The organism is Clostridium chromiireducens, from assembly GCF_003575225.1.
In the GTDB taxonomy this organism is placed as follows: domain Bacteria; phylum Bacillota; class Clostridia; order Clostridiales; family Clostridiaceae; genus Clostridium; species Clostridium chromiireducens.
In genome coordinates this window covers 166,844-182,024 of the sequence record NZ_QXDJ01000007.1, presented here as the reverse complement: position 1 = coordinate 182,024, position 15,181 = coordinate 166,844, and the positions used below count along the sequence as shown (strand labels likewise).

The 15,181-nt window shown below is 29.5% G+C and carries 14 protein-coding genes; 4 read left to right on the top strand and 10 right to left on the bottom strand.

All coding sequences use genetic code 11. The features are described from left to right. Positions 1-14 precede the first annotated feature (14 nt). From radC to D2A34_RS22925, 5 genes are all read right to left on the bottom strand, one after another. On the bottom strand, positions 15-704 hold the full coding sequence (radC, locus tag D2A34_RS22945; protein WP_079439815.1) for a RadC family protein: 690 nt from the start codon (positions 702-704) through the stop codon (positions 15-17). Positions 705-747: 43 nt separating this feature from the next. Continuing rightward, complete coding sequence (locus tag D2A34_RS22940; protein ID WP_079439816.1) at positions 748-1,314, bottom strand: Maf-like protein; 567 nt, start codon at positions 1,312-1,314, stop codon at positions 748-750. Positions 1,315-1,559: 245 nt separating this feature from the next. Then, positions 1,560-2,231 (bottom strand): sporulation-associated protein, encoded by a 672-nt coding sequence (locus D2A34_RS22935; RefSeq protein ID WP_079439817.1) that lies wholly within the window; start codon positions 2,229-2,231, stop codon positions 1,560-1,562. A 173-nt stretch (positions 2,232-2,404) separates the two neighbouring features. Then, positions 2,405-2,998, bottom strand: a complete 594-nt coding sequence (locus D2A34_RS22930; RefSeq protein ID WP_119368025.1) for a C40 family peptidase — start codon at positions 2,996-2,998, stop codon at positions 2,405-2,407. Between the two features lie 416 nt (positions 2,999-3,414). Next, a complete protein-coding gene (locus D2A34_RS22925) occupies positions 3,415-4,872 on the bottom strand; it encodes an aminoacyl-histidine dipeptidase (protein WP_119368024.1) in 1,458 nt (485 codons plus the stop codon). Between the two features lie 164 nt (positions 4,873-5,036). On the opposite strand from D2A34_RS22925, the gene pyk reads away from it, so the two are divergent. Further along, on the top strand, positions 5,037-6,455 hold the full coding sequence (gene pyk, locus D2A34_RS22920) for a pyruvate kinase (protein ID WP_079439820.1): 1,419 nt from the start codon (positions 5,037-5,039) through the stop codon (positions 6,453-6,455). Positions 6,456-6,542: 87 nt separating this feature from the next. On the opposite strand, the gene rpsA is transcribed toward pyk, so the two are convergent. Further along, complete coding sequence (rpsA, locus tag D2A34_RS22915) at positions 6,543-7,691, bottom strand: 30S ribosomal protein S1 (RefSeq protein WP_119368023.1); 1,149 nt, start codon at positions 7,689-7,691, stop codon at positions 6,543-6,545. Positions 7,692-8,087: 396 nt separating this feature from the next. On the opposite strand from rpsA, the gene D2A34_RS22910 reads away from it, so the two are divergent. Genes D2A34_RS22910 through D2A34_RS22900 form a run of 3 tightly spaced genes read left to right on the top strand, consistent with a single transcriptional unit; the run spans position 8,088 to position 10,007 of the window. After that, complete coding sequence (locus tag D2A34_RS22910) at positions 8,088-8,669, top strand: hypothetical protein (RefSeq protein ID WP_423243130.1); 582 nt, start codon at positions 8,088-8,090, stop codon at positions 8,667-8,669. Positions 8,670-8,691: 22 nt separating this feature from the next. Continuing rightward, entirely contained in the window at positions 8,692-9,342 is a 651-nt protein-coding gene (locus D2A34_RS22905) for a PspA/IM30 family protein (RefSeq protein ID WP_079439823.1), read from the top strand. Between the two features lie 8 nt (positions 9,343-9,350). Then, positions 9,351-10,007: a DUF1292 domain-containing protein gene (locus tag D2A34_RS22900; RefSeq protein ID WP_119368021.1), complete on the top strand. Its 657-nt coding sequence runs from the start codon at positions 9,351-9,353 to the stop codon at positions 10,005-10,007. 655 nt (positions 10,008-10,662) lie between these two features. Here the strand turns inward: D2A34_RS22900 and D2A34_RS22895 are convergent. The 4 genes from D2A34_RS22895 to D2A34_RS22880 all read right to left on the bottom strand — a co-directional run bounded on the left by D2A34_RS22895 (position 10,663) and on the right by D2A34_RS22880 (position 15,130). Beyond that, positions 10,663-11,112 carry a CBS domain-containing protein gene (locus D2A34_RS22895; protein ID WP_079439826.1) on the bottom strand — a complete coding sequence of 150 codons (450 nt, stop codon included), beginning with the start codon at positions 11,110-11,112 and terminating at the stop codon, positions 10,663-10,665. Between the two features lie 118 nt (positions 11,113-11,230). Next, positions 11,231-12,142: a 3'-5' exonuclease gene (locus tag D2A34_RS22890; protein ID WP_079439827.1), complete on the bottom strand. Its 912-nt coding sequence runs from the start codon at positions 12,140-12,142 to the stop codon at positions 11,231-11,233. A gap of 36 nt (positions 12,143-12,178) precedes the next feature. Beyond that, positions 12,179-13,969, bottom strand: a complete 1,791-nt coding sequence (locus tag D2A34_RS22885; RefSeq protein WP_119368020.1) for a MutS-related protein — start codon at positions 13,967-13,969, stop codon at positions 12,179-12,181. 258 nt (positions 13,970-14,227) lie between these two features. Further along, on the bottom strand, positions 14,228-15,130 hold the full coding sequence (locus tag D2A34_RS22880; RefSeq protein WP_079439829.1) for a metal ABC transporter solute-binding protein, Zn/Mn family: 903 nt from the start codon (positions 15,128-15,130) through the stop codon (positions 14,228-14,230). Positions 15,131-15,181 lie beyond the last annotated feature (51 nt).

Below are 15,181 nucleotides of genomic sequence, written 5' to 3'. Positions count from 1 at the left end.
TTCCCCTTCCAATTCTATATTAGTCCTCGTTCTTTGAGACTAACAAATTTATTATTTCCTATTATAATATGGTCTATTAGTTGAATTCCTATAATATTTCCACATTCTTTAATTCTTAATGTAATATTTATATCTTCTTTACTAGGTGTTGGATCACCTGATGGATGGTTGTGGCATATAATTATAGATGCACTGTTTTTATTTATTGCTTGTTTGAAGATTTCTCTTGGATGAACAACCGATGTATTTAAGCTGCCTTTGAAAACATCCTTAGTTCCAATAATCACATTTTTTGTATTTAGGAGTACAACTTTTAATACTTCCTGAGTCAAATCGTTCATTTCTCCCATAATAAGGTCCGCTAGTTCTTTCGGTGATGTAATCTTAATATCATTTTTAATCGCCTTTAATGTTCTAAATCTTTTAAACAGTTCAGATAAAGCTAAAATTTGTGAAGCTTTTCCTCCCTTAATTCCTTTAATTGATGTAATATCATTAATGCTTGAATTTAAAATTCCATCTAATCCTTCTAGCTCCGATAAAAGTCTGCTGCTTAATTGAAGTACATTTTCTCCTTGAGTACCAGTTCTAAGTATAATTGCTAGCAATTCAGAATTACTTAAACTCTCTGCCCCGTATGTTAATAATTTTTCCTTAGGTCTTTCATGTTGTGGTATATCCTTAATCTTAAGGCTATTATTCATTAATATACTACCTCCACATATATGATACCCTATCCCCTAAACTTTATTGTACTGCTTTTAGCATAGACTTTAATTTGTTTAATGGAAGCCCAACAACATTATAATAACATCCTTTTATTTCCTCAACAAATATTCCACCTATACCTTGAATCCCATAAGCCCCTGCCTTATCTAAAGGCTCACCTGTTTTTATGTATTCTAATATTTCATTATCACTTATCTCAGAAAAAGTAACCTCAGTAGCTAAACTTTCCTCCTTGATTACATTTTTAGCTGTGTTCATGACAACAATTCCTGAATAAACTAAATGTTTTCTGCCTTGGAGTGATTTTATAATATTAAAGGCATCTTCTTCGTCCTTTGGTTTACCAAGTAACTTATTATCTAGTGTAACTATTGTATCTGCAGCTATTATTATTGCATCCTCATTTAGTTTCTTCTTAACATGCATTGCCTTTCCTAAAGCTATCTCTTTAACATATCTATCTATTGATCCTTCAAAAAGAACCTTATCTTCATCGAAATCACTAACGATTATATCAAATTCTTTAATTAACCTATTTAAAAGTTCTACTCTTCGTTCAGACGCAGAAGCTAATACTATTTTCATAAATTCACATCCTAAAATAAAGAATATACATATATTATTGACAAATTATATGTATTATAGACATGTTAATTTTTTAACTAAAAAACTTATTTAATTAAAAAGGCATAGAAATAATCATACTGAAATAAATCATTTCTACACCATATAGTTTATCATTTAAGATGTTCTTAAACAAGTGTGTTACACCAAGTTATAAGTTTTTTTATATAAATGTAATTTAGTTGTAATAATTCTTATCTATTTCTTTAATTTTTAATTAATTTATATAATTGCTGAATGTTAGTGTCACTATTTGTTTTATCTATTTCATCTGGTAAATTCTTTATATAACTCTCAATATAGTTTAACTTTTCAGATTTATTGCTACCATTATCATTTAAAATTTTATCTGCCCATTCTTTAAATTCTGCTGTTTTTATACTTTTTACCCCATTATCTTGTAGTTTATTTCTAACTGTAAGAAAGCCATCTATGATTTCAAGTATTTTTTTATTATCAACATTATCCTTGGATATATTTAAACTCACTTTAGCAACATCAATATTATTATTTTTAAATTCTTCAATTTTTTTTAATCCATCATCTTCCTTATATATACCTGCAAGCACTCTAAACTTTCCATCTTCCTCGACTATAAACGGTTGACAATATTTCGAAATTGAATTAACTAATTCCTTGGCATTTTCCTCCTTAGAGTAATACCCACATTGTAATACTACAATATTTTGAATATTACTTTCATAATTCACATCAGTTGAATACCCTGAATTACTACTATTACTTTGAATTTCTTTTCCATTAAAAATAACGTTACTTAAATATAATCCGCCACCTATTGATACCCCCGCAATAAGTGCAATACTACATAAAAACTTTATCTTATTAGATCTTTTATACTCATATCTTGTGTATCTCATAGTATCCCTCCTTCTTATACTCTTATACAATATATTTATTCGAAAAGTTACACATATATGAGTTATGTTAAATAATTTAAGATTTATTACTAAATTGTACTTTTTATAATCAATAAAAAAAGCAAATACATACAAGTATCTGCTCTTCATATAAAATATTATTTATTAATAGATTAATTTAATATTCTTCTTGCTGTTGCGTACCTTTGAGAGTAATACCCATCAGATAACGAGCTTACCATTACTGGCTTTCCAGATCTCGGTGCATGTATGAATTCCCCGTTCCCAATATAAATTCCCACATGACTGATAGACCCTTCTGTATTGAAGAATACTAAATCCCCTGCTCTAAGTTCATTCCTATTAACCTTAATTCCTTCATTTACTTGAGTATATGTAGTTCGAGATATGTTAACTCCAAACTTATTATATATAAATTGCGTTAATCCCGAACAATCAAAAGCATTTGGGCCAGCCGCTCCATAAACATATGGCTTTCCTAAAAACTTATATGCATAATTAACAACCTCAGTTCCTTTGCTAATAGCGCCCCTTGAAACCTTATCATTATCATCTGACGTTACTCCTGAATCAGAAGGTGCTTGAATCACTTTAGTTGTTTTAAGTTCGCTAGTCTTAAGAGTAATTCCTTTGCTAGTAGTTAGCGTAGTATCCGCTTTAGCATTTTGAGTGTTAATAAAACAAAATCCTAAAAAAACAAAAGCTGTAATCATGCATTTTTTAAGAACATATTTTTTATTTTTCATCTCTATTTCCTCTCCATGACCTAATTTATATTATTTAGAAAACATTTTCATTTTTGTTTATATATCGCCTCTAATTTTTCAAACATGTTCTTAGTATATTAATAAGTTGGATATAGGTCAAATTATTAACACTTTTTTATCTTTATTTACAATAAATTATCTTCATCATTCTCATTATTTCTCTTAATAATGCCAATTTACTGTAAATTTATAATTTTCAGACTTTTTAGTTTATTTTTTGCCATGCATAATTCGTTCATTTCCCTATATTTTCTTCTATTCCTTATATCTTTTATATGGTACTTCCACACAAAATAATAAGCTAACCATAAATCTTATCTTAATAGATAAAATCAATAGTTAGCTTTATTACCATTTTCTTATTCCATAACACTCTTATACACTATATGACTATTTTATTCTCTTATTTCTTTTAGAACCTCTAACAAGTATTCAAAGCATCTAAGAGCAGATGATATACTCATATGTTCATTTGGTGTATGAATATCGAATATATCTGGCCCAAAACTAATCATGTCAAGGTCTCCTAATCTTTCTTTAAGTATCCCGCATTCTAGTCCAGCATGAATAGCAACAACCTCCGGTTCTTTTCCATACATTCTTGAATATACTTCTTTACATATATCTCTTATTTTTGAATCTGCTTTATATGGCCATTCCGGATAACTTGAACTAGATGTAAATGTTCCCCCTAAAACTTCAGTCAAACATTTATTCCTTTCAACTATCTCTGCTTTTAACGAGAGTACAGAACTTCTTACTGCACTGTGATATTCTATATCATTATCATTGGTTATAACTACTCCAAGATTAGTTGAACTTTCGGTTAATCCTTCTATTTCAGCACTAATTGTATTTATTCCATTTGGATATAAATAAGATAGGCTGATTGCCTTACTTGTAGTATCATCTGAAAATACTTTTTCTGCCTTTACATCAGTTTCTAATAATACTACTTCCAAACCTGGATCCTTTTTACCAAATTCATTTTTAAGCTCTTCATATACCCGTGTTTTGATTTCAACTAATTCTTTTTCTTTTGATTCATCAATTGAAAGAACAGCAGTGGCCTCTCTTGGAATAGCATTATCTTTAGCCCCTCCATTTAAGGAAATTAAATTCAAATCAACTTCTTTGGATATTTCTCTTAATAGTCTTCCTATTATCTTATTAGCATTTCCTCTTCCTAAATGAATCTCTGCTCCTGAATGGCCACCTTTTAATCCCTTAACTTCAAGAACAAATTCTTTTGTGCTTCCTTTTTTATTTATCCACTCAATTGGTAATGTAGATTGAGTCCTGATTCCACCTGCACAACTAACCCAAAGCATTCCTTCCTCTTCTGAATCTAAGTTTAATACAATCTTTCCATTAAGATGTTCACTTTGTACAGCTCTAGCTCCACTCATTCCAGATTCTTCATCTGTAGTTATTAATACTTCAATGGATGGATGCTCTATTGTATTATCTTCTAATATTGCCATTGCATATGCAACCGCAATTCCGTCATCTCCACCAAGGGTAGTATTGTCAGCATATATATAATCATCCTTAACGATAAAACCTATTGGATCTTTTGTGAAATCATGAACTTTATCATTATTCTTTTCACATACCATATCCATATGACCTTGAATTATTACCGTTGGTGAATTTTCATATCCCTTTGAAGCCGGCTTTTTTATAATGACATTTAAAGCTTTATCCTGAATACATTCTAATCCTAATTTCTTTCCAAACTCAATTAAATAATTACTTATTTGCTCTTCGTTCCCCGATCCCCTAGGTATTTTATTTATCTCCTTAAAGTGATAGAAGATCCTCTCATCTGTAATATTCTCTAAAATTTTCATACTTTGCTCTTCCTTTCTCCAATTATGTGATAAAATATCATTATACATATCTTTTTTCTTAGTTTATCATAAAATATTGCTATATTTATATTATTATTATTTTATGATTTATTATTTCACACACTATAAGTATAATGTATAAAATTTTAATGTGAGGTGTTTATATGCAAAAAACAAAAATGATTTTTACTATTGGTCCAGCTAGTGATAACGAAGAAACATTAAGAAAATTTATTGAAATCGGGATGAGCGCTGCAAGATTAAATTTCTCTCATGGTACACATGAATCACACAAAGAGAAAATAGAATTAATCCAACGTTTAAGTAAAGAAATGAAATCTGCAACTGCTATAGTTCTTGATATAAAAGGACCTAAAATCAGAACACATAATTTCGTAAATGATGGCGTAACTCTTCACGAAGGTGATGATTTTGAGTTTATCTGTGGGAAAGAAATCCTTGGAGATGAAAAAAGATGCTCTATTTCATATGATGTTCTTTATCAAGACATCAAAGTTGGCGGAAAAATTCTAGTTGATGATGGACTTTTAAAGTTTAAAGTTACTGGAGTTGAGGGTAAAACAATTCACACTAAAGTTGTAGTTGGTGGAGAAATAAAAAATCATAAGGGCGTTAATGTTCCTAATGTAGTAATTAAATTACCATCTATTACTGAGAAAGATGTTGAAGATATTAAATTCGGATGCAAAATGGGCGTTGACTTTATAGCTGCTTCTTTTATAAGAAAGTCTAGTGACATACTAGATGTAAAAAAAGTTTTAAAAGAAAATCATGGTGAGCATATAAAAGTAATTGCTAAGATAGAAAACCAAGAAGGTGTGGATAACATAGATTCAATCATCGATGTTACTGATGCTGTAATGGTTGCCAGAGGAGATATGGGAGTTGAAATTCCAATTCAAAGAGTTCCTATAATCCAAAAAATGATAATTAAAAAATGTAATGAAGCAGGTAAAGTTGTTATAACTGCAACTCAAATGCTTGATTCAATGATTAGAAATTCACTTCCAACTAGAGCTGAAGCAAGTGACGTTTGTAATGCTATCTTTGATGGTACTGATGCAATAATGCTAAGTGGTGAAAGTGCTTCTGGAAGCTTCCCTATAGAAGCTGCAAAAACAATGTCTAAAATAGCTCAAGAGGCTGAAGAATATTTAGATTACGATCATTTAACAGCAAGATTAAGGGAACCTTCTCTTACTGATTATGCTGCTGCAATAAGTTATTCTGCATGTAGAACTGCGAACATTTTACACGCAAAAGCTATCGTTGCTGCTACTAAGAGTGGAGCTACAGCAAGATTACTTTCAAGATATAGATCTAAAGCTCCGATCATAGCTATAACACCTTACGAGCAAGTACGTAAGAGCTTAAGCCTAAACTTCGGTATATTCCCAATGCCTTGTAAAATGTTTAACTCTACAGATGAAATATTAACTGAAGCTAAAAATACTGTATTTGATTTAAACTTCACACAGCCTGGAGATGATATTATTGTTGCTGCTGGAATGCCAACAACTCAAACAGGTGGAACTAATATGTTAAAGATTGAAAAACTTTAATTTTTAACTATCTTGTAATAGAAAATAAGTATGGATTTTTCCATACTTATTTTTTATTGATTACAAAAATGACATAGTTCAAAATAATTATTCAAATTTAAATCCTTTAAGTAAATCTCCAAGAGATGTTCCTGAATTATCAGCATTATCAACATAATTAAGATATTCATTATTAGTTTCAACAGCCTCTTTTATACTTAAAGATATCCTTTTATCTTCTTTATTAAAGTTTAATACTTTAACCTTTACTTTTTGGTTAAGCTCTAGAACATCGGAAGATTTTGCAATATGGTCGTCAGTTATCTCTGTTATATGTACTAAACCTTCTACTCCATCAAATAATTCTATAAATGCGCCAAATGATGTTAAACGTACAACTTTACCTTCTAGTATATCCCCTACTTTTATATCGCTGCTATGCACTGTCCATGGCTCTTTATTTACGTCCTTTAATATTAATGATAATCTTTCATTCTTTTTATCTACCTTACCTATAAATACTTCTACTTTGTCACCTTCCTTAACAACATCTTCTGGCTTGTTAACTCTTTCCCAAGATAAATCTGAAATATGAATTAGACCTTCTAACCCTCCAATATCTACAAATGCACCAAACTTAACCAACTTCTTAACAACACCATTTTTCTTTTCGCCCTCAACTAAGCTATCCCAAACAACTTTTTTATTTTTATTATATTCTTCTTCTTCAATTATTCTTCTCGAAGCTACTACCTTGTTATTTCTGAAATCTAATTCTGTAATTTTAACATCAAGTTCTTTTCCAATTAAAGTGCTGAGTTCAATTCTTTCTCTACTTGCAAGTGATCCAGGAATAAAAATTCTAACATTTCCATAGTAGGCAATTACTCCACCTTTAGTTTCTTCCTTGATTTTAACAGTAATATTTTTTTGATCTTTGAAATATTTTACCAATTCTTCTTTTTCTTTAATTTGTCTTGCTCTTATTAATGAAAGTTCAACGTATCCCTCTCCATCATTAGGGGATAATACATATACATCGATTTCATCATCCTTATTAACTACTTCTCTAGGATCTTTTTCATCTACTGACAACTCTTCTTTAGATATCAATCCATCAAATGCATAGTTTATATTAACTGAAACTTCCTTATCATTTACATCGATGACTTTTCCCTTTAAAATGTCCCCTTTGTTTAGCCTTTTTACATCATAATTATTCAAAAGTTCACTCATGCTCATTTCTTCATTAGCCATTAACAATCACTCCTTAATATATAATTTACTCTACTTACAATATTAGCCTAATAAAAAATAATATACAAGTATAGTTCTTTTACTTAGAATATAATTATGATATATATTTAATCATATCAAAACACAAATAGTATTAAATACCTTTTAAAAAGTTTAAAAAAACTATTATTGAAGAGATATTATAACCTTTAGCAAGGATATATAACTCTAGTAATCTTTTTTAGTCTTTTTTCGTTCTTATTCCATATTGTGTATAAGGACGCTTTTTAATATAATAAATACATAATCTTTAAAGGGGTGATCACTATTCATAAGATTACTAGAAAATATGTTTTAACTATTTTTCTAACATTTATATTTACATTTTCTAATTTACCATTAGATGCCTTATCATTTATGGGCATGAATATACCAACTAATAATACAATTGCTTTTGCTAAATCTAGCAGTAAATCAAGTTCTAGTAGTAGCAAATCTAGTTCTAGCAGTTCAAAATCGAGTAGCGGATTTAGTTCAGGATCTTTTAGTGGTTCTAGTTCATCTGGCAAATCCTCTACAAGTACAACTAAAGATTCTACTAGTTCAAAAAGTGGCGAGGGCTTTAAATCTGGAAACTTTTCAAGCAGTAGTGATAGCACCTCTAGTAAATCTGATTCAAGTACATCGTCCACAAGTAATGGTGCTGCAAAAGGATTTAGTAGTGGTTCGTATTCTTCGACCGATAAGAGCAAAACTGATGACTCTTCAAATACAAAAGATAATAATAATAATAATAATAATACTACTCAAACATATAATAATACCGGTTCATCCAGAAGTTCTTTCTGGCCATTCTTCGGTGGAGGAGGCGGATATTTTTATAGACCATTTTATTTTGGTTCCATGGCAAGTTCTATAATAAATGCTTTAATTTTAGCTGGAATATTCATCCTAGCTATTATAATAATAAAAAAATATTTAAATAATAAAAGAAAATAATAAAAAACTCGGAGGTATTAATATGGGAATTTTTACAAGAATGTCAAATATGATAAAAGGAAAGGTCAATAGCACTTTGGACGAAATGGAGAATCCAATTGAATTATTAGATCAAAAATTAAGAGATATGGACGAGCAGTTTAACAAAGCTAAATTAAGCTCGGCTCAAATATTAGGTAACGCTCATGAAATCGAAAAAAAATTAATCCTTGCAAAAAAAGAATCTGAAGATTATGATCAAAAAGTTAAATTAGCATTAAGTAAAGGGAATGAAGATTTAGCTAAAAGAGCTTTAGCTAAGAAAGTTGAAACAGATAAAAAAATCACTTCATTACAAGCAAGCTATGATAATGCTAAAGCTCAAGCTGATACAATAAAGGCAAATCTTCGCGCTTTAGAAGAAGAAATAACAAAGACTAGGAGTTACAGAGATGAAGCTGCTGCAAGATTTGCCAATGCTGAAGCATCTCAAAAGGTTAATGAAGTTCTTGCTAATGTGCAAACAAAGAGCAATTCAATACAAATTGATAGTATTGAAAGAAAAATTCAAAGAAAAGAATCACTTGCTCAAGGATTAGGTGAGTTAAGAGATTTAGATAATTTTGATAGTGAGTTTGAAAAATTAGATGAAGTTGACTTAGATCTTGAATTAGCAAAATACAAAACCAACTAGGTGATCAGATGGATAATGATAAAGATATTGATTTTATTAATGAAGAAAGAAGATACTGGGGAAAGATATATACTGATATAGCTTATGCAATAAGCGAAATTTCTCCTTTCATATCAGAAGAAGATTTAAAAATCAGAAAATATTATACTAAAGCTTCAGTTCTTCAAGAGTATACTAAACTATTAGATTCCGCTGAAGCTGACTGTAAAAAGAAATCTATATTTTCAATGTTTAAATCTAATCCAAGTATTGGCTTACTACAAGATTTTAAGACAAAAAACAGAGATACTTTTAAGCAATTAGAAAAATGCTCTAACTGTGAATGCCTAAGCTGTGCTTTTGAATGTAATTTCAAAAAATGTTCAAGTTGTAGGGATGCATCTATGATTTGTTTCTGTGACAAGGAAAGAGTTAATGTTAGAAAGTTTGAAAATTTCACACTAGACCTTACTAACAATGATAACGGAAGGGCCTCAAAATATAAAGCTTTAGCTGTCGTCGAAGATTGTACTCTAAATAACTTATATATTCTTCTTGAAAATCTTAAAGACTCTAATGATAAATTAGTATTATATTACTACCCTGGAATTCGAGAAGATTCCTTTGGTGAAATAACTGATCCTAATGAATTTGACTTTGTAGTAGAGACATACCAAAATGCATAGTATGGTGAAAACTTAAAGTGATGGAATAAACAACCGAAATAGAACACATATATGTTCCTCAGGACTATGAAAAATCTCACTGGGAATATCCAAATGGAAGGTTGCACCACTTCTGCATGCTCCTGTGACAAACACAGGACAAGCAAAAGTGGAACAACCTTCCATTAAGATATTCCAACAGCTTATTTTTCAATGCCTGCTCCACATATATGTGTCCTATTTCTTTGTTCTTGTATCACTTCAAGCGTTTCACATATACCTATATAAAGAGTATATTTATATTATAAAAAAAATATGAATTGTGTTAAGACTTGTGAATTTTCTTCAATGAGAAGGTATTGATAATCGGACAAGTATAAAAATACTTGCACGAATATATCCTTTACTTTAAATTACACTAAACAAAGAAATGGAATATATGTTTTTGCACAGTGTTCATTAGAAGATTCTGCTGGTTGCGATTCTTAGAATATAAGTTGTTCCAAATATGCTAGTTCAAAGCTTGTCTTTGAGGCTAGCATTTTGGGCACAACTTATAATCTTAGAATCACCCTGCAAAATCTTCAAGGAACCGGAGCAAACACATATATTCCATTTCGGTTTTTTAGCACTAAACTTAAGATAATCTCCTAATACAAGTATTTTTTACAATACACTAACCTTCGTAATACATTGAGAATTGTTGCACTTCTAATGCTTTTCTTTTTTCCATTTCATTGAAACAGTAATTTATTATATCACTTCTTTTTATAATTCCTATAAAAGTTCCATTATCATCAGTTACTGGAACAAAATTTTGACTTTCTGCCAAAGAAATTAAGCTCTCTATATTAGATGTTATAGATACTGATTTATGATTTATTCTTCTTTGTATATCTTTAACCCTAACAGATTCAGTATTTTTAAAGTTTAAATTATTCGTATTTTTTAGTTTCCATAGTAGGTCTCCCTCTGTTAGCGTTCCTACGTACTTTCCCTCTCTATTTATAATTGGAATTGCAGTATACCCATGATGCTCCATTCTCTCCATGACTTGTCTCATTGTTGCATCTTGATTTTCACATATTACCTCATTTTTAGGTGTAAGAAAAAAGGCTATATTCATAAATAAAATCCTTTCCTTAAATGTATTCGTTTAATTTTTATTTACAAATCTATTTTATCATATTTTTTCTTAAAATTCTTTTAAGAAATTATTACTTATCATTGAATTTTTATTAAAATCACCTCTTCTTGCCACTATTCTCTAACTTATATATATAATTTAGATATGACTCATCTTTTAAAATACTATTAACTTCATCATATCCATCTTCTCCTTGAAGAGTTTTCTTTACCATGATTTCACACAAAACATTACTCTTACATTTAGGGCATGTTCCTACGGATGCAAATCTCCAATTTAAAAGTTCAATTGCCGTTTCCAATTCAACCCTCTTACCACACTTTGGACACTTTAACTCTAACTTATCTTCATCAATTTTAACGCTTTCAAGATCTGATATATGAATTGCAGGCATATTATAAATATCCTTAACCAGATAATTCTTAATAATCCTCGAATTGTATACCCTTCTAAACACCTCTACTGTATATTTTGCATCATTTAACGCATCGTGCAATTTAGTGTCATCAACTTTAATCTTCAATTCATCTAAAGCTGCCTTTAATCCCAGCGCCTTTTTATGAGCTAGCATCTTAGTAGTATATTCCTGAATATCTAAATACTCATTAAGCCATTTTAGACTGCTGTAATTATAGTAATGCGCATTTATGATTAATTCTGCGACATCATCTTTTGCCCATGAACAAAGAACATCACCCTCTTCGAACATATCCTCGAGCTTATCTATAGCTTCTTTAAAAGTTATGCCCTTTTCATTAAGTATATTCATATCTATTTTAGTAATTTCAGTAACAATAGGATTAATTACAGGAAAAACACTTGGTTTTATATATTCTCTAATTTCGCTTATAGGTTTCATGTATTTATCTACCTTTACAGCTCCTATTTCTATAATCTCATTTTCTATACCTATAGATTCAAACTCGCCATACATTTCAAAAAAGTTCTTATAATAGTTTGTTATATTCTTTAAGTTATTAAACTCTAAATCAATAATAATGTACCCCATATCTAATCCTTTCTAAAATCACTTTTAATTTAAATTCTAAAAATCTATTCCTGCAAGTTTCATTAAGTGAATTGCATTTTGCGTTTCACTCTTACCTTTTCTTAATATATAATCAAATTTAATTTTACCATCTTTATAGAATTCTCTAAAGTTATAATTTATTATACTGTTATTTTCTTTTTCTAAGTCACATAACTCTAGATCATGAGTAGATACAAGACCTACTCCTCCATATTTTATTAACTGCTTAATGAGAACTATCGCCCCAACATGCCTATCTTTAGAATTTGTGCCCTTAAATATCTCATCTAAGAGAAAAAATATTTTTTCTCCGTTTTTACAGGCCTCTATTAACATTTTTATTCGTAAAATTTCTGCATAAAATGAGGAGATGCTTTCTTCTAAATTATCTTTTGTTCTCATGCAAGTATAAGTATTCATAATTCCACAAGAAAATTCATCGGCACATACTGGGGCTCCAATATAGCTAAGAATTAGATTTACTCCTAATGTTCTTAAAAACGTACTCTTTCCAGACATATTTGAGCCAGTTATTAGCGATACCTTGTGCTCCCCTTTTAATGAAAATGTATTTCTAACCGCCTTTTTTCCAAGTAATGGATGGCCTATATTTATTCCTTCAATTTCGTTTTTATCCAATATTATAGGGTAGGCCCAATTATCATTTTCAAATGATAAATTCGATATACTACATAATGCATCTATCTCATGCATTACTTCAAGCCATTCTTCAAGCTTTTTACCATTTTTCTCTCTCCATTTTTCCAAACTCCTCATAAGGAATACGTCTGAAAACACGAGTATATTCAATATTAAATAATACGCATTGTATTTACTGTTTCCAGCCCAATCAAGTATATTAGAAAATTTTTTAATTTCCTCTTTGCAACTTACTGAATCATTTCTTAATTTACTACTTATTTTTATCAAATACTCAGAATTAAAATTTTCATTTTCTATTAACCATAAAATTTTACTATATGCATACACACTATGTTTTATAGATTCGAATAGCTCAAGTTCTCTTCTCATCCCTTTAGATAATATCTTAATAACAATAAAATTAACAGAAAAATCTAAGAGTAAAAATGACTGCGGTATTATCCCATTTACAGCTGCCAGTATAGAACATATTGTTGCCAAAATAAACGTACAAGCAATAGCTACTCTCAAAGGACTTGACGATTCATTATCTTTACTCCATTTAAGAAGACTACCTAAATCTATATCTTTTGATTTTTTAACACTGCCTTCAACAATTAGATTTTGTCTCCATTCGGCTTTTTCTCCTAATTCTTTAATTGCTTGCTGCCTTTTTACTATCTCATTTTTACTTAATTTTTTCTCATTTTTTAGTAGACTCACTAGTTCTTCTCTTCCACCCTTTGTTACAGTAGTATTAATGTATTGAAAAATTGAATTCTCACCAAATACATCCAAGTCATTTATAAATGGATGCTCATCGTCCAAGTATTCCGAGCCATTATCATCAAAACTAGTGAATTCATTATTTATTCTTTTTAAGCCATTTTGATTTATATATACTAATAAATCAATCCTTTTTTTTAACTCGAAAATATTATTATGATAAAATATTAAAAATAGGAATAACCCTAAAAGAACTATTGTCACTACTATTGCTAAACTTATTTTATTTTGTTTATATAAGAAATAATCAATTAAAACACAAACAGCAAATACAATCAATCTACTCCATCCAATAACTTCTACCTTTGAGCTTAATATTTTACTTTTCCTTGTATTCTTTTCTATGTTACCTTTATAAAATTCTTCTGCTAATCTCATAATTCCTCCCATAATAATTTTTTATTTTAAACCTTAATAAGAAATTATAATATCTCTACCACTCCTAATAATCACTATCTTTATTTTACGTCATTAAAACTATGTGTCAATTATTTCCTATATAATTTTTAAAATTAGTTTTATAATAAAATAAAGTAAATTAAAATATCTATTTTCATAATGATATTTTAATTTACTTCATATTTTCATTTACTTAGTCACAGATGTATTCATAATTCACAATGTAAAGTTAAAATTTTATTTTTGCTCTGATAACATGCATCTATATATTTCATCTAGATTATATCTCATAGCCTCTAAATAACTCTTATCATCTTCTTTTGATTCTAGGGTTAGTATTGGAACAACATTTGCTTGAACTTCTTTTGCCAACGTTTCCGATACTTTAGGGCTGGCTAACGACTCAGAGAAAACAGTTTTTATGTTATTTTCTTTACAAAAACCAACTAAACTTTCTAATTGTTTTGGAGTTGGCTCTCCCTCTGCAAATAAGTTTTCTACTGATTTTTGTGTTAATCCGAAATCTCTGCACAGATACCCAAACGCAGCATGACCTGTAATAAAATTCTTTTGATTTACTGCATCAAATTTAGGTTTATATTCACTATATAGGCTCTCTAGTTCTTCTTTAAATTTATTATAATTAGCTTCATAATAATCTTTATTTTTTTCATCTGATTTAACAAGCGCATCTTTAATGTTTTGTGATTGTATTTCTGCATTCTTTAAGCTTAACCAAATATGAGGATCAACTGCATCTTCTTCTTTCCTAACTTCAATGCCAGAACTTGAATCCACAATCACTAAATTTTTATCTTTTATAGTTTCGTTAACTTTGTCTACCCATGATTCCATGCCCAATCCATTGTAAATGAAAACTTTGCTTTTAGTTAAAGTTTGAAAATCTTTGGTTTTAGGTTCATAATCATGTGGCTCCATATTATCTGGTACTAAGCACGTTACTTCTGCTTTATCCCCAGCAATCTTTTCAGTAAATTCCTTTAATGGATATATAGAAACTATAACACTTAGTTTATTATCATCTGTATTTTTTGTTGTAGCTTTAGTATTGTCTCCACAGCCAATTAATGTAATCCCCATTAATATAGCTAATACTCCCGAAATAATCTTCTTTCGCATATAACCCCTCCACTTGCATGTGATTTGCATTTGCAACTCTTTAATAATATT